The organism is Pseudomonas sp. XS1P51, from assembly GCF_054897845.1.
The window spans coordinates 1,574,023-1,593,889 of the sequence record NZ_CM142707.1; the positions used below are offsets into that span (position 1 = coordinate 1,574,023).

Sequence of the window (19,867 nt, forward strand, 5' to 3'; positions counted from 1 at the left end):
ATGAATATTTCAACTGCCAAAGCTCACATGGACATTCCCCAACCGGTGCGTAAAAACCGGTTGGCCAATCCCGGCTGGTTTCTGGTCAGCCCCTCGGTGGCGTTGTTGCTGCTGTGGATGATCGTGCCACTGGGCATGACCGTTTACTTCTCGATGATCCGCTACAACCTGCTCTACCCCGGTGAAAACCAGTTCGTGGGGCTGGAGAATTTCACCTATTTCCTCAGCGACTCGGGCTTCATGCCCGGCGCCACCAACACCCTGTTGCTGGTGGGCAGCGTGCTGCTGATCAGCGTGGTACTCGGGGTGTTGATCAGCGCGCTGCTTGAGGCCAGTGAGTTTCTCGGTCGCGGCATCGTGCGGGTGATGCTGATCTCGCCGTTCTTCATCATGCCCACCGTCGGTGCGCTGATCTGGAAGAACCTGATTTTCCACCCGGTGTCGGGGATTCTCGCCTACATCTGGAAACTGTTCGGCGCGCAGCCGGTGGACTGGCTGGCCCATTACCCGCTGCTGTCGATCATCATCATTGTCTCCTGGCAATGGCTGCCCTTCGCGATCCTGATCCTGATGACCGCCATGCAGTCACTCGACCAGGAACAGAAAGAAGCCGCGCGCCTGGACGGTGCGGGCCCGATCGCGATCTTCTGGCACCTGACCCTGCCGCACCTGGCACGCCCGATTGCTGTCGTCGTGATGATCGAAACCATCTTCCTGCTCTCGGTGTTCGCCGAAATCTTCACCACCACCAACGGCGGCCCCGGCTACGCCTCGACCAACCTCGCCTACCTGATCTACAACCAGGCGCTGGTGCAGTTCGACGTCGGCATGGCGTCCGCAGGCGGTTTGATCGCGGTGGTCATTGCCAACATCGCGGCCATCGTGCTGGTGCGGATGATCGGCAAAAACCTGACAGACAAAGCCTGAGGCCTGCGCCATGACCCTTCAACAATCCCGTCGCCTGCAAAGCCTGCTGCTGGGCACCCTGGCCTGGGCCATTGCGATCCTGATTTTCTTCCCGATCTTCTGGATGGTGCTGACCAGTTTCAAAACCGAAATCGATGCGTTCGCCACACCACCGCAGTTCATCTTCATGCCGACGCTGGAGAACTACCTGCACATCAACGAGCGCAGCGATTACTTCAGCTTCGCCTGGAACTCCGTGGTGATTTCGTTCAGCGCTACGGCTCTGTGCCTGCTGATCGCGGTGCCGGCGGCCTACTCCATGGCGTTCTACGAAACCCAGCGCACCAAGGGCACGCTGCTGTGGATGCTCTCCACCAAGATGCTGCCGCCGGTGGGGGTGCTGATGCCGATTTATCTGCTGGCCAAGAGCTTTGGCCTGCTGGACACGCGCATCGCACTGATCGTGATCTACACGCTGATCAACCTGCCGATCGTGGTCTGGATGATTTACACCTACTTCAAGGACATCCCCAAGGACATCCTCGAAGCCGCGCGTCTGGACGGTGCAACCCTGTGGCAGGAAATGGTCCGGGTGCTGCTGCCGATCGCCAAAGGCGGCCTGGCTTCCACGGTGCTGCTGTCGCTGATCCTGTGCTGGAACGAAGCGTTCTGGTCACTGAACCTGACCTCGTCCAAAGCCGCGCCACTGACCGCATTAATCGCCTCGTACTCAAGCCCTGAAGGTCTGTTCTGGGCCAAGTTGTCGGCGGTGTCCACACTGGCCTGCGCGCCGATCCTGATCTTCGGCTGGATCAGCCAGAAACAATTGGTCCGCGGCCTGTCCTTCGGAGCCGTGAAATGAATCAAAAGATCGCAGCCTGCGGCAGCTCCTACACAGAGCGCCCGGCCAATGTGATCCCCCTGTAGGAGCTGGCGCAGCCTGCGATCTTTTGATCTTCAAGGCGCGCCCAACTGAATAACGACAAGCGGAGGCCCATCATCATGGCCAACCTGAAAATCAAGAATCTGCAAAAAGGCTTCGAAGGCTTTTCCATCATCAAAGGCATCGACCTGGAAGTGAACGACAAGGAGTTCGTGGTGTTCGTCGGCCCGTCGGGCTGCGGCAAATCCACGCTGCTGCGACTGATCGCGGGCCTTGAAGAAGTCAGCGGCGGCACCATCGAACTCGATGGTCGCGACATCACCGAAGTCAGCCCGGCCAAGCGCGATCTGGCGATGGTGTTCCAGACCTACGCTCTGTACCCGCACATGAGCGTGCGCAAAAACATGTCGTTTGCCCTTGATCTGGCCGGCGTACCGAAAGCGGAAGTCGAAAAGAAAGTCGGCGAAGCGGCACGCATCCTTGAGCTCGGGCCGATGCTCGAACGTAAACCAAAGCAGCTTTCGGGCGGTCAGCGTCAACGGGTGGCCATCGGCCGGGCGATCGTGCGTAACCCGAAAATTTTCCTGTTCGATGAACCGCTGTCCAACCTCGACGCCGCCCTGCGGGTGCAGATGCGCCTGGAACTGTTGCGACTGCATAAAGACCTGCAGGCGACCATGATCTACGTGACTCACGACCAGGTCGAAGCCATGACCATGGCCGACAAAGTGGTCGTACTCAATGGCGGCAAGGTTGAACAGGTGGGTTCACCGCTGGACCTGTATCACCAGCCGGCCAACCTGTTTGTCGCAGGCTTCCTCGGTACGCCGAAAATGGGCTTCCTCAAAGGCAAGGTCACCCGCGTCGAAAGCCAAAGCTGCGAAGTGCTGCTGGACGCCGGCACCCGCATCAGCCTGCCGTTGAGCGGCGCCAACCTGAGCGTCGGCGGCGCGGTGACGCTGGGTATTCGCCCGGAACACCTCAACCTCGCGCAAACCGGCGACTGCACCTTGCAAGTCACCGCCGATGTCAGCGAGCGCCTGGGCAGCGACACGTTCTGCCACGTGGTGACCTCGTCCGGCGAAGCCCTGACCATGCGCGTTCGCGGTGACCTGGCGAGCCGTTATGGCGAGGCGCTGAGCCTGCACCTGGACGCCGAGCACTGCCATTTATTCGATGCCGACGGCGTGGCGCTCACACGCCCACTGCGCGCCGCGGCCTGATTCCGGGATCTTGTGATGAAACTGAATAAACAGAACCTGCACCACCTCGCACCCGAAGTGGCCCTGCCCGCCTATGCCCTGAGCGACACCCGCCAAGGCATCGCGCACATTGGTGTCGGTGGCTTCCACCGCGCTCATCAGGCGTATTACACCGACGCCTTGATGAACACTGGCGAAGGCCTGGACTGGGCGATTTGCGGCGTCGGCCTGCGCGCCGAAGACCGTCGCGCCCGGGACGACCTGAAAGAACAGGATTACCTGTTTACCCTGTTCGAACTGGGCGACACCGACGACACCGAAGTCCGGGTCATCGGCGCCATCCGCGACATGTTGCTGGCCGAAGACGGTGCGCCAGTGCTGGTCGACAAATTGGCCAGCCCCGAGATTCGCATCGTTTCGCTGACCATCACCGAGGGCGGCTACTGCATCGACGACAGCACCGGCGAATTCATGGCGCACTTGCCGCAAATCCAGCACGACCTGGCCCATCCGGATTCGCCAAAAACCGTGTTCGGTTTTCTCTGCGCCGCGCTGGCCAAACGTCGTGCGACGGGTACACCGGCGTTCACCTTGATGTCCTGCGATAACTTGCCGCACAACGGCGCGGTCACCCGCAAAGCCCTGCTGGCCTTCGCCGCCCTGCGCGATGCCGACCTGCGGGACTGGATCGCCGACAATGTGAGCTTCCCCAACGCCATGGTCGACCGCATCACACCGATGACCAGCACCGAACACAAGCTGCAATTGCACGACCAACACGCCATCGACGACGCCTGGCCGGTGGTCTGCGAACCGTTTGTGCAGTGGGTGCTGGAAGACAAGTTCGTCAACGGTCGCCCGGCCTGGGAAAAGGTCGGCGTGCAGTTCACCGACGACGTCACGCCCTATGAAGAAATGAAGATAAAACTGCTCAACGGCAGTCACCTGGCCCTGACTTATCTGGGGTTTTTGAAGGGTTATCGCTTCGTTCACGAAACCATGAATGATCCGCTGTTCGTGCGTTACATGCGTGCCTACATGGACCTGGACGTGACCCCGCAACTGTCGCCGGTGCCGGGGATCGACCTGACCGAGTACAAAAACACGCTGGTGGCGCGCTTCTCCAATCAGGCAATTGCCGATCAGTTGGAGCGTGTGTGTTCGGACGGTTCGTCGAAATTCCCCAAGTTCACCATTCCAACGATCAACCGACTGATTGCCGACGGGAAGGAAACCAAGCGTGCCGCACTGGTCGTGGCTGCCTGGGCCTTGTACTTGAAGGGTGTGGATGAGAATGGCGATACCTACACCATTCCGGATCCGCGAGCTACATTCTGTCAGGCGCTGGTGACGGATGATGCGTTGATCACTCAGCGGCTGCTGGAGGTTGAGGAGATCTTTGGCACGGCGATTCCTCATTCGCCGGAATTCGTTGCGGCGTTTGAGTGGTGCTGCAACAGTTTGCGGGATGTCGGGGTCACGCGGACATTGGAGCGTGTGCTGGCGTAAGCACGAGGGTGAATTGACTGCCGTCATCGCGAGCAGGCTCGCTCCCACAGGGAATCGGTGTCGAGCACAAAATCCGTGTTCACTGAAGATTTAATGTGGGAGCGGGCTTGCTCGCGATTGTGTTCACTGAGATCGACCTGAAACACCAAGGATCTTCCATGACAAACCAACAATTATTCCTGGGCATCGACTGCGGCACGCAAGGCACCAAAGCAATCATCCTCGATGCGAACAGCGGCGAAGTACTTGGCTTGGGCGCCGCCGCGCACAGTCTGATCAGTGGTGCCAATGGCCGACGCGAGCAGGACACGTCGCAATGGCTGGAAGCGTTCACACTTGCCACCCGCCGCGCCCTGCTTGCAGCCAACGTCGATGGCCAGGAGATCCTTGGCATCGGCGTCTCCGGCCAGCAACACGGTCTGGTGCTGCTTGACGATCAGGGTCAGGTGCTGCGCCCGGCCAAGCTCTGGTGCGACACCGAAACCACCCCGGAGAACGACCGCCTGCTGACTCATCTGGGCGGTGAAAAAGGCTCGCTGGAACGCCTCGGCGTGGTCATCGCACCGGGTTACACGGTTTCAAAGTTGCTGTGGACCAAAGAACAGCACCCCGAGATTTTTTCCCGCATCGCACGCATCCTGCTGCCCCATGACTACCTCAACTACTGGCTCACCGGCCGCAGTTGCAGTGAGTATGGGGATGCCTCCGGCACCGGGTATTTCAACGTGCGCAGCCGCCAGTGGGACTTGCAACTGCTGCGCGACATCGACCCCACCGGCCGGCTGCAAGCTGCGCTGCCGGAGCTGATCGATGCGCATCAAGCAGTCGGCACGATCCTGCCGAGCATCGCCGAACACCTGGGCATCAACCCGCAGGCGCTGGTGTCCAGCGGCGGTGGCGACAACATGATGGGCGCCATCGGCACCGGCAATATTCAGCCTGGCGCGATCACCATGAGCCTCGGTTCCTCGGGGACGGTCTACGCCTATGCCGAGCAGCCTAAAGTCAGCCCCGATGCCTCGGTCGCGACGTTCTGTTCTTCCAGCGGGGGCTGGCTGCCGCTGATCTGCACCATGAACCTGACCAACGCCACCGGGGTGATTCGCGAGTTGTTCGAGCTGGATATCGAGCGGTTCAACGATCTCGTCGCGCAAGCGCCAATCGGCGCTGAAGGCGTGTGCATGCTGCCGTTTCTCAACGGTGAGCGCGTCCCCGCCCTGCCCCACGCCACCGGCAGCCTGCTGGGCCTGACCATGACCAACCTGACCCAGGCCAACCTGTGCCGCGCCGTGGTGGAAGGCACGACCTTCGGTTTGCGTTATGGACTGGACCTGCTGCGCCAGAATGGCTTACAAAGCCGCAGCATCTGCCTGACCGGCGGCGGCTCGAAAAGCCCGGTGTGGCGGCAGATGGTTGCCGACATCATGAACACGCCGGTGATTTGTACCGAGCAAAGCGAAGCCGCCGCCCTGGGCGCGGCGATTCAGGCGGCGTGGTGCAAGTCCTGGGCAAACGGGCATGAGGACAGTCTGGCGGATCTTTGCGAGCGCTGCGTAAAGCTCGATCCGGCCAGCGAAACCCTGCCGATCGCCGACAATGTGGCGGCCTGTGAGCAGGCCTATGAACGTTATCAACGGCATGTCGCAACCCTTTAAAGAGCGAGTAACTATGTATCTGGTGTGTGGCGAAGCGCTGTTCGATTTCTTCAGTGAAAACGACGCCAGCGGCCTGGCTTCAAAAGTGAATTTCAAGGCCATTGCCGGCGGTTCGCCGTTCAACGTGGCGGTGGGTTTGCGTCGGTTGGGTGTGGAGTCGGCGCTGTTTGCCGGGCTGTCCACCGACTACCTTGGCCGGCGCTTGCAGCAGGTGCTGCAGGATGAAGGCGTGCGAGCGGACTATCTCGTGGATTTCCCTGCGCCGACCACGCTGGCGATGGTTGCCGTCGGCGCGAATGGTTCGCCGCAGTACAGCTTCCGTGGTGAAGGCTGTGCCGATCGGCAACTGGGCCTGGAGCACCTGCCGGAACTCGGACCTGAAGTGCGCGGTTTGCACATCGGCTCGTTCTCGCTGGTGGTGCAGCCGATTGCCGACACGCTGCTGACACTGGTGCGCCGGGAAAGCGGCCAGCGCTTGATCAGCCTCGATCCGAACGTGCGGCTCAATCCTGAGCCGGATATCGAGCTGTGGCGTTCGCGGATTGCGACCCTGGTTGAGCTGGCCGACCTGATCAAGGTCAGCGATGAGGATTTGAGTCTGTTGTATCCGGAGCAGGATCCACAGCGCGTGATCGAAGGCTGGCTGCAACATCGTTGTCAGTTGGTGTTCCTCACCCGTGGTGGCGAGGGTGCAACGGTGTTCAGTCGTGCACATGGTTCGTGGTCGGTGCCGGCCTGTTCGGTGAAGATTGCCGATACCGTGGGGGCTGGAGATACGTTCCAGGCGGCGTTGATTACGTGGCTGACGGAGCAGCAATTGGATTCGGTTGAGGGGGTGCAGCGGCTGAGCCGTGAGCAGATTGATGCCATGGTCAGGTTTGCGGTGCAGGCTGCAGCCCTGACATGCAGCAAGACCGGGCCGGATTTGCCGTATCGGCATCAGTTAGAGCTTCACTGAGTTTCAGGGCCTCATCGCGAGCAGGCTCGCTCCCACATTGGATCGTTGTCAAACACAAAACCTGTGTCCACTGAAGATCTACTGTGGGAGCGAGCCTCCTCGCGATGGCGGGGTAACTCACGCCACCCGTTTCACTGTCACAACACCAAAAAGTTGTAGCGCCCCCCTTCCGCCGTGACACCCCGAGCGACAACACTCCGTATACGTTGGCCGAAACCCTATCGATAGGGGTTTTCCCGATAGCTGACCGTATTCACCCCTACGCCATTTGCGCCTTGAACGAGCCGGTTTAATCCTGCACCATCCGCCCCAGCTTATCCAAAGGATGGAATTCAAGGCATGCTGGACGCAAACGCAACCCATATTTCCCTCACGCTGCACGGCGTTTCCGTTGACCTTCAGGTACTCAGTTTCGTCGGTCGCGAAGCCCTCAATCAGCCCTTCTGTTTTGACATCGAACTGGTCAGCAACCGCGCCGACCTGAAGCTCGAAGAGTTGCTGCACAAGCCTGGCTGCCTGACCTTTGGCGCTACCGGTAAAGGCATCATTCACGGTCTGGTCTATCGAATCAAGCAAGGCGACTCCGGCAAAAGCCTGACCCGCTACAGCATCAGTCTGGTGCCGCAACTGGCTTACCTGCGCCACAACCATGACCAGCAGATCTTCCAGCACCTGACCGTCCCCAAGATCATCGCCCAGGTACTTGAAGCCCGCGGCATCCTTGGCGACGCCTATAGCTTCCAGCTCGGCGCGATCTACCCGGAACGCGTCTATTGTGTGCAGTACGACGAATCCGACCTGCATTTCATCCAGCGCCTGTGCGAAGAAGAAGGCATCCACTTCCACTTCCAGCACAGCGCCAGCGGTCACAAACTGGTGTTCGGCGATGATCAGACGGTGTTCCGCAAACTCGCCCCCGTCAGCTATCAGCAAGACTCCGGCATGGCCGCCGAGAAACCGCTGATCAAGCGCTTCAACCTGCGCCTGGAAACCCGCACCAGCCGCGTCAGCCGTCGCGACTATGATTTCGAAAAACCACGCATCCTCCCCGAAGGTGCCGCTTCCAGCGCATTTGCTCCAGACCTGGAAGACTACGACTACCCTGGCCGCTTCACCGACCGCGCCCGCGGCAAGCAACTGGCAACCCGCGCCCTCGAACGTCACCGCAGCGACTACACACTCGCTGAAGGCAAAGGTGATCAGCCGACGCTGGTCAGCGGCCACTTCATGGCTTTAAGCGAACACCCGCGCGCCGAATGGAACGACCTCTGGCTGCTGCTGGAAGTGGTCCACGAAGGCAAGCAACCGCAAGTGCTGGGCGAAAACGTCACCAGCGACGTCACCCAGAACAAGGACGACTTCCATCAGGGTTATCGCAACCGCTTCCTCGCCACGCCGTGGGACGCGCACTACCGCCCTGCCCTCGAACACCCGAAACCGCAAGTTCTCGGCAGCCAGACCGCCATCGTCACCGGCCCTCCCGGTGAAGAAATTCATTGCGACGAGTACGGTCGCGTCAAAGTGCAATTCCACTGGGACCGCGACGGCCAGGCCGACGACAACACGAGTTGCTGGCTGCGCGTCACCACCGGTTGGGCCGGCAGTGCCTACGGCGGCATCGCCATTCCGCGCGTCGGCATGGAAGTGCTCGTCACCTTCCTCGAAGGCGACCCCGACCAACCGCTGATCACCGGCTGCCTGTACCACAAGGAAAACGTCGTCCCCTACGACCTGCCAGCCAACAAAACCCTTAGCACCTTCAAGACCCTCAGTTCCCCGGGCGGCAAGGGCTACAACGAGTTTCGGATTGAAGACAAAAAAGGTGCGGAACAGATCTACCTGCACGCCCAGCGCGATTGGGATGAAAACATTGAGCATGACCAGAAGATCCGCATCGGCAATGAGCGGCATGACACGGTCGAGGCGAAGGTTTTCAGTGAGTTCAAGGTGGAAGAACATCGGATCACGCACCTGGATCGCAAGACCGAGGCGCGGGCGGATGATCACCTCACTGTCGGCGTGACTCAGCATGTGAAAGTTGGGACGGCGCAGTTTGTTGAGGCCGGTGAAGAGATTCACTACCACGCGGGCAACAAGGTCGTTATTGAAGGCGGGATGGAACTCACGGCCAAGGCTGGTGGGAGTTTCGTCAAGGTGGATGCCGGTGGCGTGACGATTAGTGGCGCTGAGGTTAAGGCGAATTCGGGAGGTGCGCCGGGTGCGGGGACCGGGATCGCAATCCTCACCCCGATTATCCCAGGTGCAGCGGCAGCCGCCATTGCGGGGCAACTATTGAGCAGCCCACCGGTTGGAAAATTTAACGCCGCCCCTGATTCGGCGCCACCTGCGGTGGAAGAAGAGCTTGAGGAAGAGGAAGAAGAGGTCGAGCTGGAAGACATCACCTTACGGGTTGGGGTGTTCTTCGATGGGACGGGCAACAACCGCAACAACAGCGAGCGGGTGTTTGGCTGCTTTGCGCCGGATGTAAATCTGGAGGACATGGCAGAAGATATCCGTCAGTACTGCGCCTCTTACGGTTATGACGGTAAGGGGAGTAGCCCGGATAACAGCTATGGCAATGATGTCAGTAACGTGGCCCGGCTCTATGACCTTTACATAGACCAAGCGGATGAAACCCTGCCCATCGATGCCAAGACGGTCAGCCTGTCCGTTTATGTGGACGGGATCGGAACCAGTAGCACAGGAGAAGATTCCACTTTTTCCCAAGGTACCGGTATAGGTGTGCAGGGTGTCAGGGCGCGAGTTGAAGAAACACCGCCACTTATTCTCAAGGCTATGCAAACATTTCAAGACAACAACCCCGATAAGCGCGTGGCGAAAATCGAATTCGATATTTTCGGCTTCAGCCGTGGCTCCGCAGCGGCAAGGGATTTTGCCAATGAGGTATTAAAGGGGAACCAAAGTATCCTCGCAAAAGTGTTGCCGATGGGTTCTCCGATATTGTCGGACAGCTTTTCCTGGACGCCGCATTCTGATGTGTCCATAAATTTCATTGGCGTTTACGACACGGTTGCGGCTATTGCCAATCCGCTGGTGGGGGACTGGACTGGTAATAACGCTTATAACCCAGGGATCAATATCCATCTGGCGCCAGACGCGGCTAAGAAAGTCGTCCAATTGGTCGCTCGAAATGAACGCCGTTATAACTTTGCCCTCAACAGTCTCGGGTCGGCCGATATTGTCCTGCCTGGCGTGCATTCAGACTTGGGCGGCGGCTATTTACCTAAGGCGATGGAGCGCATCCTGCTCAGTAAACCGCGTCAAAGCGCGGTCGAAGAAAGGACGTCTTTCGCTGAAGCCAACAGTTACAAACGTGCCCAGCAAGACTTGAGTCGGCTTCAAGATCAACTGGCCCAATATAATCTTTCGTTGGAGATCCGGACGTGGGTGGTGCCGTTTCGTGGCACTGACAAAGACAACCGCAAAAACATGAAATACGTGTATGCAGCAGTCAGCAGTCAGCGCGAAGTCCGCAGTGATTTGTCCTTGATCTACTTTCGGATCATGCGCGAACTGGCCGTGGAAAATGGAGTGCCTTTTCGACAGATCCCCGAAAAAAGTCCGCGACTTGCGTTACCCGCGGACCTCGTTCCCATCTCCGAAAAACTGATGGCCTACGCTCAGGGGAAAAGCAAAACAGCTGGGCTAACCTCGCAGGAGGAGGAAGTGCTGTTCCAGCGTTATGTTCATATCTCCGATAACTGGAACGCCGCTAAAAATCGCAACAATAGCGACCTGAACATCGTCTTCATCAATCGACCAGACGAAAACTCTGTACGCACGGTGCATCCGAATGAGTAATTTTATACGTGTCGCTCTTGCCGCCTTTCTGCTCAGTGGCTGCACATTCGCCAATAGCCAGTCAATGCCCTATAAAGCCTGGCGCTTGGGATTTTCGGCTCCCGCTTACATGGAAGTTTGGATCGAGTCGGCGGATGTGGTCGATATACAGGAACAGGTATATCCACGTGCGATGAGTGGCACCGCGTCAATACTAACGCCTCCCAACAACGCCGGCGATCCCCGAGGCTGGCCGAAAAGAGCAGGTTGGGGTAAGGGTAAGTACGTGACAGGGGCTGACTTGCCCAAACAGATCTATGTCCGCTGGCAATCACTGGTCGAGCCGCAAACCTACCAGATGGTGATTAACATACCCGAGGCGACCAGGGAGATTATGCGCAAGGGGGAAAAGGTGTACTGCGCTGCCGACGGGCAATGGATCACCGGCTATCGTGAGGCAATCGGTATAAGGCTGGTTCCCGGAGGCATTGCCAAAGTCTGGGTAACCGGTCCTTGCATGACACCGATCGAGGTGACTACGGTACAAGCCGTGATTGATCCGCGTGGCCCGTATGAAGGTAAGTCTGGCGGTGAGTACGACTCACTCTCTGATGTGTCCAAAGCCTATGTCGAGAAGTTTGGGGTGCCGTACGACTCTTGGAAGTAGGTCAGAACAGGCCCTTTAAGTACCCTGGATGCGAAGGGCTAGCGCGCCACACTCCTCCCATTGAACATGGGCCTCAGTAGGTATCATGAACAGTTCAGAGAAGGGGCGCATACCCCATAATCAAGTCCGATTGTGGGTCTTTTGGCGTTTACAGAGCCGCTATTGAAAACTCTGTGCGTACGGTGCATCCATATGAGTAATTTTATACGTGTCGCTCTTGTCGCTTTTCTGCTCAGTGGATGCACATTCGCCAACAGTCATTCAATGCCTTACTAATATTCAACTCGGCGCTGAATACATGCAGTATTGGATAGACATATCCAACTCTATTGAGGAGGCGTACAAAAAATACCGTGACCTTTCCAATAGGGCTTATTACAAAAAAATAAGTGCTTGCGCAGAAAAGCTCGCAGCCAACCCCGATTCAATGCAGGTGCTGAGGGATACATTAAAGTGAAGAAGGCATGGTTCTGCTTGATCGCAGCGTTGCTTGGGACTTCCGCCTATGCGCAACCGAGCAAATCAATCCTCAGCTGCCCCTTGGCTGACGGAACGCGGATATCTTTGTTGGCTGAGCCAACCCCGGAGGGCCAGCGTCTATTCGTCGAGCTCGATCAAAAAATAGAAACCGCATTTACAGACATGCCTGATTCCGACTTTTTGGGAGAAATTGCTTTAGCCAAGTGCGCCTCTTCCAGTTTGGTATTTGCGATGAACTACGGCTCGCCCTATTTGAAGGGCGTCGTCTTACGCAAAAACCCGATCAGTCATACAGTCGAGAGAATAAATTTTGCCGAGAAAGCCTTGCCGCGTTACCTCTACCTGGGGCAAAAGCAGATGCGGCTAGTCATTCCAAATATCGGTAATGAGGTTTCCACAAAGTTTCTGGTTTATGACTATTTTTCGGGTAAAGGCCAACCGAATGAGGCAACGGGCAGTAATGTCGTACCAAACGGGCGTGGATTTAAGGTCGTACGCCTAAAGTAGGCAACCACTCGCAGTACTTCCGAACCATCTTGGGCCGAGATCTGGCATCTTCATTCCATTAAAAAATCCAGCCCTATTGGCTAATGCCGATCAGTTAAGAGATAGAGCCGGCACTGAGTAAATTGTGGCGAGGGAGCTTGCTCCCGATGGACTGCGCAGCAGTCTTTTTTGGGGCCGCTTTGCGCCCCAGCGGGAGCAAGCTCCCTCGCCACAGGTTCGGTGTCGCGCTTAACTGACTGGCATTAGCCCTATCGGCTGGATTTTGCGTTTGTGCGGGGTCAGGCCGGCGCCTTCCAGCCCAGCATCCGTTGCTGAGCAACCTTCAGCAGATCGCAACCATCCTGCGTCAGCAGGTAAAGCGCGTGGGTGATGTGTGGAATGTCCTGCACGTCGCCGTCTTTGAAACACTGGATATGGAGCGTTTCCAGTAAATCACTGGAGGCGCGGATGCGCTGGAGGGCGGCTTCGAGGATGTCTTGAGGGTTGGCTTCTGTGTCGATAACCAGGGGAGATGTATCGGCGACGTTGCTTTTGATTGAGCGATAATGATCGGGGAAAGGATTTAGCGTTGGCATAGTGGTTACTCAAACGTTAGAAAAAGTAACGCCAGCACCGTGACCAAACGATGGGAGGCGGCTGTGTACAGGCTTGGTCAACCGATAACCACACAAACCGGCTCGCCCGAAGGCGTCCAGCACACAGCCGCCATTAAACCGCAATACGAGGACGAAGGAGTCCGCGGTGCGCATGATGGCACATGTGTGATTCTCAGGTGACCAAACCTGTTCGCTGATTTTGCAGCGAGCCCAAACAGTAGTCGCAACGCTCCATCAGTTGAAAGTCGACAAAGCATCCATCCTTGTAGGACGAAGCCGAAGCTACCGAAGATTCTGACCCCAACGAAACGCCTGACAGCATCACCCCTCACGACAGGCGGTATTCAGCCCGGTTAACCATCGCTTAACGCTGCGGTCCAAAACTTTACTGGACCGCACGCCCTCAGGTTCTTCTGACGCCCAGTGCGGCAGGTTCGACGTTCATTACGTCGAGCTCACTTTCCGTCCGCACTGGAGATCGTTCATGAACATGCGCATTTTGCTGGGAACCGTCGCCCTCGCCTGCACTGCCTTTACCGGGCTGGCCCAGGCCAGCGACACCTCTTCCTCTCAGGCCGTGCCCTATCAGTACGGGATGCCACTGCACGTGGCCAAGGTCGTTTCGCTGAGCGAACCCACGACCCTGGAATGCAAAGTCATTACGGCTGAGATGAAGTACATCGACACGACGGGCAAGCCTGCAGAGATCACGTATCGGAAGCTGTCCGACGCGTGCACTAATCAGGGTTGATGGAATAGAACGGGCGCCGGGTCCGACGTTTCAGGCCCGGCATGTATCGGTAGAAATCGAGCCGCCGGGTTAAAGCGCTTGCTTGTCCGGATGCAGCGTACGCCTTTCAGACTGCCGCTGAATGTCCGAACGCAGCCCGGCAATCAGCTCGTTTATTTCCCGACATCCATTGAGTTGTGCGGCGTCAATGCCGTTTACCAACAGGTCAACCTGATCGGTTTGACCGTCTGCATACACCTTGATGGTCATTGACAAATCCGGGGATAGCGTGCACTGACAGCGCTTCGGTAGAAAACTGCTTTCGATGATGTTGCGGAGTTCCAAGGCAGAAAGAAACATGGCGACCCTCTCCTGATTGTGAGACTGCCAATCAAATATCAACGCTGGCTCAATAAACCGTGGCCAGTTCAAGACCAGCTAGAGCATAAAACATGCCTTGAATTTCGCCGTGCAGCTCATCGGCAAATCAATGGTTTAGTGTGTCTGCAAGTAAATGGCCTCATGCAATATGCAAGAAAGGCATGTGAAGGCCCTGCAATTTGCACACATTGCGCAACCTGTTTCCGTTTGCCGCGCTCGGCAACAAAATGCGACCGATCAATCCAGTATCCGCTGACCCCACTCACACGCAAGGACGCATCATGGGTTCTTGCCTGTAAACACGACCGTTGGGCTGATTATTACTGTGGACTGATGCTGTCGCTGTCTGGGCAGACAGCTCATGCTGGAGCGCTGCTTAGCGCAGCGCGCTCGGCCACATGGCGCAAACTGTCGAAGTTGATATTGGCGCCCGAGTCGATCGCCACCAGCGTCTGACCACGGGCGCCGGTCTGAGCCACGTACTTCTTGATCCCGGCCACGGCCAACGCACCAGAAGGTTCTGTTATCGAGCGGGTATCGTCGTAGATGTTCTTGATAGCGGCGCAAAGCTCGTCGTTACTGACCGTCATGACTTCATCGACACAGAATCGGCAGACTTCGAAACCATGAGCACCGATCTGAGCCACGGCGACGCCGTCGGCGAAAGTGCCTACGTGGGGCAGGACAACTCGCTCACCGGCCTGTAACGCTGCGTACAGACACGCAGAATGTTCCGACTCGACGCCGATGATGCGGACTTCAGGTCGCAGGTATTTGACGTACGCGGCGATGCCCGCGATCAAGCCACCACCTCCCACCGGAACAAAGATCGCGTCGAGCGGCCCCTGGTGCTGGCGCAGGATCTCCATGGCGACGGTGCCCTGCCCCGCGATCACGTCCGGGTCGTCGAAGGGCGAAACAAAGGTGCGGCCGGTTTGTTCAGCCAGGTTCAACGCGTAATCCAGGGCAAACGGGAAACTCTCGCCGTGCAGGACGGCATCGGCGCCTCGGCTGCGAACCCCGAGCACCTTCAATTCCGGGGTCGTGCGCGGCATGACGATAGATGCGGCGATACCCAGCTCACGCGCGGCCAACGCCACGCCTTGGGCATGATTGCCTGCGGATGCGGTGATCACGCCGCGTGCCTTTTGCTCATCGCTCAGTTGCACCAGTTTGTTGTAGGCGCCACGGATCTTGAAGGAAAAGGTCGGTTGCAAATCCTCGCGTTTAAGCAGGATCTGGTTGCCCAAGGCTTCGGACAGCGCTGGTGCCGCTTGCAACGGCGTGCGCACCGCCAGTTCGTACACCGGCGCGGCGAGGATCTTTTTGACGTAGTGCTCAAGCAGGGTCTGCTGGGTGGTGGTGCTCATGGCTATATCCTGTTGTACACGGTCGGTGTAGGAGCTGCCGGAGGCTGCGATCTTTTTGCTTTCAAGATCAAAAGATCGCAGCCTTCGGCAGCTCCTACACCGACCGTGTGTTGGTTCAAAACCCAGGAGACAGAAAGTAAAAACCCGCCTCTAGGGCGGGTTGGGTGCTGCAGTCGTGAGCTAGCCCGCCAAATAAGGAATGGCGGTAATAATGCTTGGCTGGCAGCGCAATACGGTGGAAGTCATGGCTGGAAATTAGCCGGGCATTGATAGCAAGTCAATGGCCAATTTCCGGAGGCCTCTATAGGCTGGCGATTCTGCTCATCGTCCCGAGATAGCGATCGCGAGCAGGCTCGCTCCCACAAGGGTTCTGTGGCGGGCTCGGAACTTGAGTACACCCGGAGCAAATGTGGGAGCGAGCCTGCTCGCGATGGCGGTCTGACAGACACAAAACTCACTTCGCCAACCGCCTGAGCCCAATCACCATCACTCCCGCCCCCAACATCATCGCGCTCAAAAAAAACGGATACGAAACCCACCACGGCGTACCGGCCGTCATCATGCTGAACTCGGACATCCCGCCAATACTCGCAATCAGGTTCAGCGGCAGAAACACCACGTTGATCAGCGTCAGTTTGCGCAGCAGGTTGTTCATGCTGTTATTCATCAGGTTGCCCCGGGCGTCGATCAGCCCGGAGAACACCGTGGAATAGATCTCCGCCTGTTTGTAGCACTGGTTGTTTTCGATGATCAGGTCGTCGATCAGGGCAATGGCTTCGACGCTGAAGTGTTCCTTTTCCGCGTGATTGCGCAGCCGGGTCAGGACGGCGCCGTTGCTGTGAATCGCGTTGATGTAATAGATCAGGCTTTCGCTGAGGTTGAACATCTGGATCAGGTGCTGGTTCTGCATCGACGCATTGAATTTCTGCTGTAACTCCCGGGCGACCATCTTGATCACCTTGAGGTGGCCCAAATAGTGATGGATGTTGTTGAACAGCAGGTCGAGCAACACGTCCAGTGGCGTGTTCAGCGATTGCCGCATGCCAAGGCCGCTGAGGGGCGAGTCGTCGGTGGCGATCACCAGCAGGCGGCGCGGACAAAACAACAAACCGCACGAAGACACTTCGAAGGCCAGGCTGCCGGCGCCGGAATAGTTCTCCGGGCGCTTCCAGATCAGGAACAGGTTGTCGGGATGGAACTCGATACGCGACACCTCGTCAGGGTCCAGCGCCGAGGCCAGGGCGTGTTCATCGAGTTTGAAATGGCTGTGCAGCAGGTCCCGCTCGGCCGCGTCGGGGTTGCTGAACAGCATCACCTCGGCGTCCATCCGTTCGACCCTGTGCAGCGCGCCGTGGGTCAGTTGAAAGCTCTTGATCATCGGCCGTTCACCAGGCCTGGCCGCGGCGCTTGAGCTCCAGTCGACGGACAAACTCTTCCAGCACCAGCGAGTACAAATCGTCCTGCAAATAAGCGTCTTCGATGCCGGCGTCCATGTTCGGGTTGTCGTTGACTTCGATCACCACCACCTTGTCGCCGGACTGCTTGAGGTCGACGCCGTACAGGCCGTCGCCGATGAGATTCGCGGTTTTCACCGCCAGTTCCACCACCGCGCGCGGTGCTTCGTGAACCGCCAGGGTGCGGCATTCGCCGTTGATGTCCTGGCCCTTGGCCTTGTGGTTGTAGATCTGCCAGTGGCCCTTGGACATGAAGTACTGGCAGGCAAAGATCGGTTTGCGGTTGAGCACGCCGATGCGCCAGTCGTATTCGGTGTAGAAGAATTCCTGAGCCAGCAACAGCACCGAGTGTTCGAACAGTTCGGCGGTGGCTTCGAGCAAGGCTTGCTGGCTTTCGACCTTGATCACGCCCCGGGAGAAACAGCCGTCGGGGATCTTCAACACCAGCGGGAAGCCCAAGCGCTCGCCGACGCGTTCGAAGTCCTCCGGTCGCTCCTTGTAGAGGATTTCGGTGGCGGGCATGCCCAGTTGATGGCTTTTCAGCAGGTCGGTCAGATACACCTTGTTGGTGCAGCGCAAGATGGACGTAGGGTCGTCCATCACCACCAGCCCTTCGCTCTCGGCTTTCTTGGCGAAGCGGTAGGTATGGTTGTCGACGCTGGTCGTCTCGCGGATCAGCAGCCCGTCGTATTCAGCGATACGCGCATAGTCCTTGCGCTCGATCAGTTCGACATCAATGCCCAAGGTCTTGCCGACCCTGACGAAGTTGTCCAACGCCTTGGGGTTGGACGGCGGCAATGCTTCCTGCGGGTCGTGCAGGATGGCCAGGTCATAACGGGCTAAACGCCGTGAACGCGGCATGCGCCAGATCTTGCGACTGAAACTGTCGAGTGAGTGGGCGAATTGATCTTCCTGATCTTCGCGCAACTTATGCAGGGCGCCAGACTTTATGCCTTCGATGTGCCAGCCATTCGTTCGCCGAAACTCAACTAATAATATCGGACACGGGAACACTTCAAACAATTGCCGGGCCAGATCCTGCAACGGCTCGATATTCGTCTTACCAAAGTAAAGTGTCAGGGTAAAACCTTCGGTATCGCTGTAAAGATGATGGCTGAGGGCTTTTTCCAGGGTTTTATCCAGGTCATCCAGGGCAAGGCTGTACAGGGATTTGCGGGTCAGTTCGCTGATGGTCCGCACCGACGGAATCACCTTGTGCCCCCGCGCTTCGGCCAGCAGCGAGCAGTAATAGCCATGCCCCAGGTACTTGTAGCTGCGGCACAGGTTGATGACCTGCACCCGTTTGCCCTGCTCGTTGTCACGGGTCTGTTCGAGGTATTCCTGCGCGCTGACGATGTCCTCGCTGGGGAAGTAGGAGGCCCAGTCTTCCTTGCGTTCGACGATGATAATCAACTGACTTGAAGTTCTGACCGTGTCATTTAAATAAGTTGCTACCGGCAAAGTTTGCTCGGATACTTCGCGCCAATGACCCTGTACCGCTGACATAGTGATTGATCCGTTGGAGAACAAGACCTTTCCTATTAAGCACGAACTTTTTCGAAAGTCCCGTTTCGTTACGTAACTTTTACGGCGGTCATATGAAGAGTGTATTTCGCCTGGCGGTAGTTGAAGACTTACCGGCATTGCTGGAACTCGAACAACAATGTTTCACCACGGACCGGCTCAACAATCGCAGCTTTCACTGGATGATCACTCGGGCTCACGGGCAACTGCTGGTGGCCCAACATGGCGAGCAATTGGTGGGCTACGCGGTGGTGCTGTTTCACCGGGGGACCTCTTTGGCCCGGCTCTACTCGATTGCCATCGCCCAGCAGACTCGCGGCAGCGGGCTGGGCAAGCAATTGCTCGAACGCATCGAGGCCTGCGCCCTTGAGCACGATTGCGCTTACCTGCGCCTTGAGGTGCGCATCGACAACCCTGCGGCGATTGCCCTGTATGAGCGCAACGGTTATCGGCGTTTCGCGCGGATTCACGACTATTACCAGGACCATGCCGATGCGTTGCGCCTGGAGAAACGCATCCTCCAGCACCGCGACTCACGCAATATCAAGGTGCCGTATTACCCGCAGACAACCGATTTCACCTGCGGCCCGGCCTGCCTGCTGATGGCCATGGGCGCGCTGCAAGGGGATCGAGTGCTGGAGCGCCGTGAGGAACTGCAGATCTGGCGCGAAGCGACCACCGTGTTCATGACCTCCGGCCACGGGGGGTGCAGCCCTCAAGGCCTGGCACTGGCGGCATCGCGGCGCGGGTTTCGGGTGCGCCTGCAAGTGAGCATGGCCGGGCCGTTGTTTCTCGATGGCGTGCGCGATACGCATAAAAAAGACGTAATGCGCCTGGTGCATGAAGAGTTCACAACACAATTGCTCGCCACTGACGTTGAACGAGTGATTGGCGGGCCGCTGGATCTGCCACGCTTGCTGGCTGATGGCGGGCAGCCGCTGGTGCTGATCAGCAGCTATCGGCTGACCCGTTCAAAATCGCCGCACTGGGTGATCGTCACCGACTGCGATGAAGAGTTCGTCTACCTGCACGACCCGGATGTCGACCATAGCCAGCATCGTCAGCCCATGGATTGCCAGCATTTGCCGGTCAGCCATGGGGAGTTCGAGAAAATGAGCAGCTTCGGGCGGGGCAAATTAAGGGCGGCAGTGATTCTGTATGCACACAACTGAATTTGCTTATGCCTGAAAAGATCGCAGCCTTCGGCAGCTCCATGGATCGGCGTACACCTGTAGGAGCTGCCG

At 57.8% G+C, this 19,867-nt stretch carries 15 protein-coding genes and 1 pseudogene; 11 read left to right on the top strand and 5 right to left on the bottom strand.

Going from position 1 to position 19,867, the window contains the following annotated elements; all coding sequences use genetic code 11:
* The 9 genes from ACYZUD_RS07165 to ACYZUD_RS07205 all read left to right on the top strand — a co-directional run bounded on the left by ACYZUD_RS07165 (position 1) and on the right by ACYZUD_RS07205 (position 12,568).
* A complete protein-coding gene (locus ACYZUD_RS07165) occupies positions 1–927 on the top strand; it encodes a carbohydrate ABC transporter permease (protein WP_462023297.1) in 927 nt (308 codons plus the stop codon).
* Positions 928–937: 10 nt separating this feature from the next.
* On the top strand, positions 938–1,768 hold the full coding sequence (locus ACYZUD_RS07170) for a carbohydrate ABC transporter permease (protein ID WP_462023298.1): 831 nt from the start codon (positions 938–940) through the stop codon (positions 1,766–1,768).
* A gap of 140 nt (positions 1,769–1,908) precedes the next feature.
* Positions 1,909–3,012, top strand: a complete 1,104-nt coding sequence (locus tag ACYZUD_RS07175; RefSeq protein ID WP_462023299.1) for an ABC transporter ATP-binding protein — start codon at positions 1,909–1,911, stop codon at positions 3,010–3,012.
* Between the two features lie 15 nt (positions 3,013–3,027).
* Positions 3,028–4,500: a mannitol dehydrogenase family protein gene (locus tag ACYZUD_RS07180; RefSeq protein WP_462023300.1), complete on the top strand. Its 1,473-nt coding sequence runs from the start codon at positions 3,028–3,030 to the stop codon at positions 4,498–4,500.
* A gap of 158 nt (positions 4,501–4,658) precedes the next feature.
* A complete protein-coding gene (xylB, locus tag ACYZUD_RS07185) occupies positions 4,659–6,155 on the top strand; it encodes a xylulokinase (protein ID WP_462023301.1) in 1,497 nt (498 codons plus the stop codon).
* 13 nt (positions 6,156–6,168) lie between these two features.
* Positions 6,169–7,113, top strand: a complete 945-nt coding sequence (locus ACYZUD_RS07190; protein ID WP_462025198.1) for a carbohydrate kinase family protein — start codon at positions 6,169–6,171, stop codon at positions 7,111–7,113.
* Between the two features lie 339 nt (positions 7,114–7,452).
* A complete protein-coding gene (gene tssI / locus ACYZUD_RS07195) occupies positions 7,453–10,935 on the top strand; it encodes a type VI secretion system tip protein TssI/VgrG (protein ID WP_462023303.1) in 3,483 nt (1,160 codons plus the stop codon).
* Positions 10,928–11,581, top strand: coding sequence for a DUF2931 family protein (locus ACYZUD_RS07200; RefSeq protein WP_462023304.1), 654 nt, complete (start codon positions 10,928–10,930; stop codon positions 11,579–11,581). The genes tssI and ACYZUD_RS07200 overlap by 8 nt, the downstream gene beginning before the upstream one ends.
* A 453-nt stretch (positions 11,582–12,034) precedes the next feature.
* Positions 12,035–12,568 carry a hypothetical protein gene (locus ACYZUD_RS07205; protein ID WP_462023305.1) on the top strand — a complete coding sequence of 178 codons (534 nt, stop codon included), beginning with the start codon at positions 12,035–12,037 and terminating at the stop codon, positions 12,566–12,568.
* A 278-nt stretch (positions 12,569–12,846) separates the two neighbouring features.
* On the opposite strand, the gene ACYZUD_RS07210 is transcribed toward ACYZUD_RS07205, so the two are convergent.
* On the bottom strand, positions 12,847–13,143 hold the full coding sequence (locus ACYZUD_RS07210; protein ID WP_462023306.1) for a hypothetical protein: 297 nt from the start codon (positions 13,141–13,143) through the stop codon (positions 12,847–12,849).
* Positions 13,144–13,648: 505 nt separating this feature from the next.
* On the opposite strand from ACYZUD_RS07210, the gene ACYZUD_RS07215 reads away from it, so the two are divergent.
* A complete protein-coding gene (locus ACYZUD_RS07215) occupies positions 13,649–13,915 on the top strand; it encodes a DUF2790 domain-containing protein (RefSeq protein ID WP_462023307.1) in 267 nt (88 codons plus the stop codon).
* Between the two features lie 69 nt (positions 13,916–13,984).
* Here ACYZUD_RS07215 and ACYZUD_RS07220 read toward each other — a convergent pair whose 3' ends face one another.
* The 4 genes and pseudogenes from ACYZUD_RS07220 to ACYZUD_RS07235 form a co-directional block, all read right to left on the bottom strand.
* A complete protein-coding gene (locus ACYZUD_RS07220) occupies positions 13,985–14,254 on the bottom strand; it encodes a DUF1652 domain-containing protein (RefSeq protein ID WP_462023308.1) in 270 nt (89 codons plus the stop codon).
* 398 nt (positions 14,255–14,652) lie between these two features.
* Positions 14,653–15,645, bottom strand: a pseudogene (gene ilvA, locus ACYZUD_RS07225) (threonine ammonia-lyase, biosynthetic); the annotation flags it as partial.
* 454 nt (positions 15,646–16,099) lie between these two features.
* On the bottom strand, positions 16,100–17,023 hold the full coding sequence (locus tag ACYZUD_RS07230) for a magnesium transporter CorA family protein (RefSeq protein WP_462023309.1): 924 nt from the start codon (positions 17,021–17,023) through the stop codon (positions 16,100–16,102).
* Positions 17,024–17,030: 7 nt separating this feature from the next.
* On the bottom strand, positions 17,031–18,605 hold the full coding sequence (locus ACYZUD_RS07235; protein WP_462023310.1) for a RimK family protein: 1,575 nt from the start codon (positions 18,603–18,605) through the stop codon (positions 17,031–17,033).
* 92 nt (positions 18,606–18,697) lie between these two features.
* Here ACYZUD_RS07235 and rimI point away from each other — a divergent pair, with 92 nt between their 5' ends.
* Positions 18,698–19,795, top strand: coding sequence for a ribosomal protein S18-alanine N-acetyltransferase (rimI, locus tag ACYZUD_RS07240; protein WP_462023311.1), 1,098 nt, complete (start codon positions 18,698–18,700; stop codon positions 19,793–19,795).
* Positions 19,796–19,867: the final 72 nt, after the last annotated feature.

What these genes read in the sequence shown, in the direction of transcription:
- ACYZUD_RS07165 (WP_462023297.1), top strand. Translation starts at nt 1, where the DNA reads ATGAATATTTCAACTGCCAAAGCTCACATGGACATTCCCCAACCGGTG.
- ACYZUD_RS07170 (WP_462023298.1), top strand. Translation starts at nt 938, where the DNA reads ATGACCCTTCAACAATCCCGTCGCCTGCAAAGCCTGCTGCTGGGCACC.
- ACYZUD_RS07175 (WP_462023299.1), top strand. Translation starts at nt 1,909, where the DNA reads ATGGCCAACCTGAAAATCAAGAATCTGCAAAAAGGCTTCGAAGGCTTT.
- ACYZUD_RS07180 (WP_462023300.1), top strand. Translation starts at nt 3,028, where the DNA reads ATGAAACTGAATAAACAGAACCTGCACCACCTCGCACCCGAAGTGGCC.
- xylB (WP_462023301.1), top strand. Translation starts at nt 4,659, where the DNA reads ATGACAAACCAACAATTATTCCTGGGCATCGACTGCGGCACGCAAGGC.
- ACYZUD_RS07190 (WP_462025198.1), top strand. Translation starts at nt 6,169, where the DNA reads ATGTATCTGGTGTGTGGCGAAGCGCTGTTCGATTTCTTCAGTGAAAAC.
- tssI (WP_462023303.1), top strand. Translation starts at nt 7,453, where the DNA reads ATGCTGGACGCAAACGCAACCCATATTTCCCTCACGCTGCACGGCGTT.
- ACYZUD_RS07200 (WP_462023304.1), top strand. Translation starts at nt 10,928, where the DNA reads ATGAGTAATTTTATACGTGTCGCTCTTGCCGCCTTTCTGCTCAGTGGC.
- ACYZUD_RS07210 (WP_462023306.1), bottom strand. Translation starts at nt 13,143, where the DNA reads ATGCCAACGCTAAATCCTTTCCCCGATCATTATCGCTCAATCAAAAGC.
- ACYZUD_RS07215 (WP_462023307.1), top strand. Translation starts at nt 13,649, where the DNA reads ATGAACATGCGCATTTTGCTGGGAACCGTCGCCCTCGCCTGCACTGCC.
- ACYZUD_RS07220 (WP_462023308.1), bottom strand. Translation starts at nt 14,254, where the DNA reads ATGTTTCTTTCTGCCTTGGAACTCCGCAACATCATCGAAAGCAGTTTT.
- ACYZUD_RS07230 (WP_462023309.1), bottom strand. Translation starts at nt 17,023, where the DNA reads ATGATCAAGAGCTTTCAACTGACCCACGGCGCGCTGCACAGGGTCGAA.
- ACYZUD_RS07235 (WP_462023310.1), bottom strand. Translation starts at nt 18,605, where the DNA reads ATGTCAGCGGTACAGGGTCATTGGCGCGAAGTATCCGAGCAAACTTTG.
- rimI (WP_462023311.1), top strand. Translation starts at nt 18,698, where the DNA reads ATGAAGAGTGTATTTCGCCTGGCGGTAGTTGAAGACTTACCGGCATTG.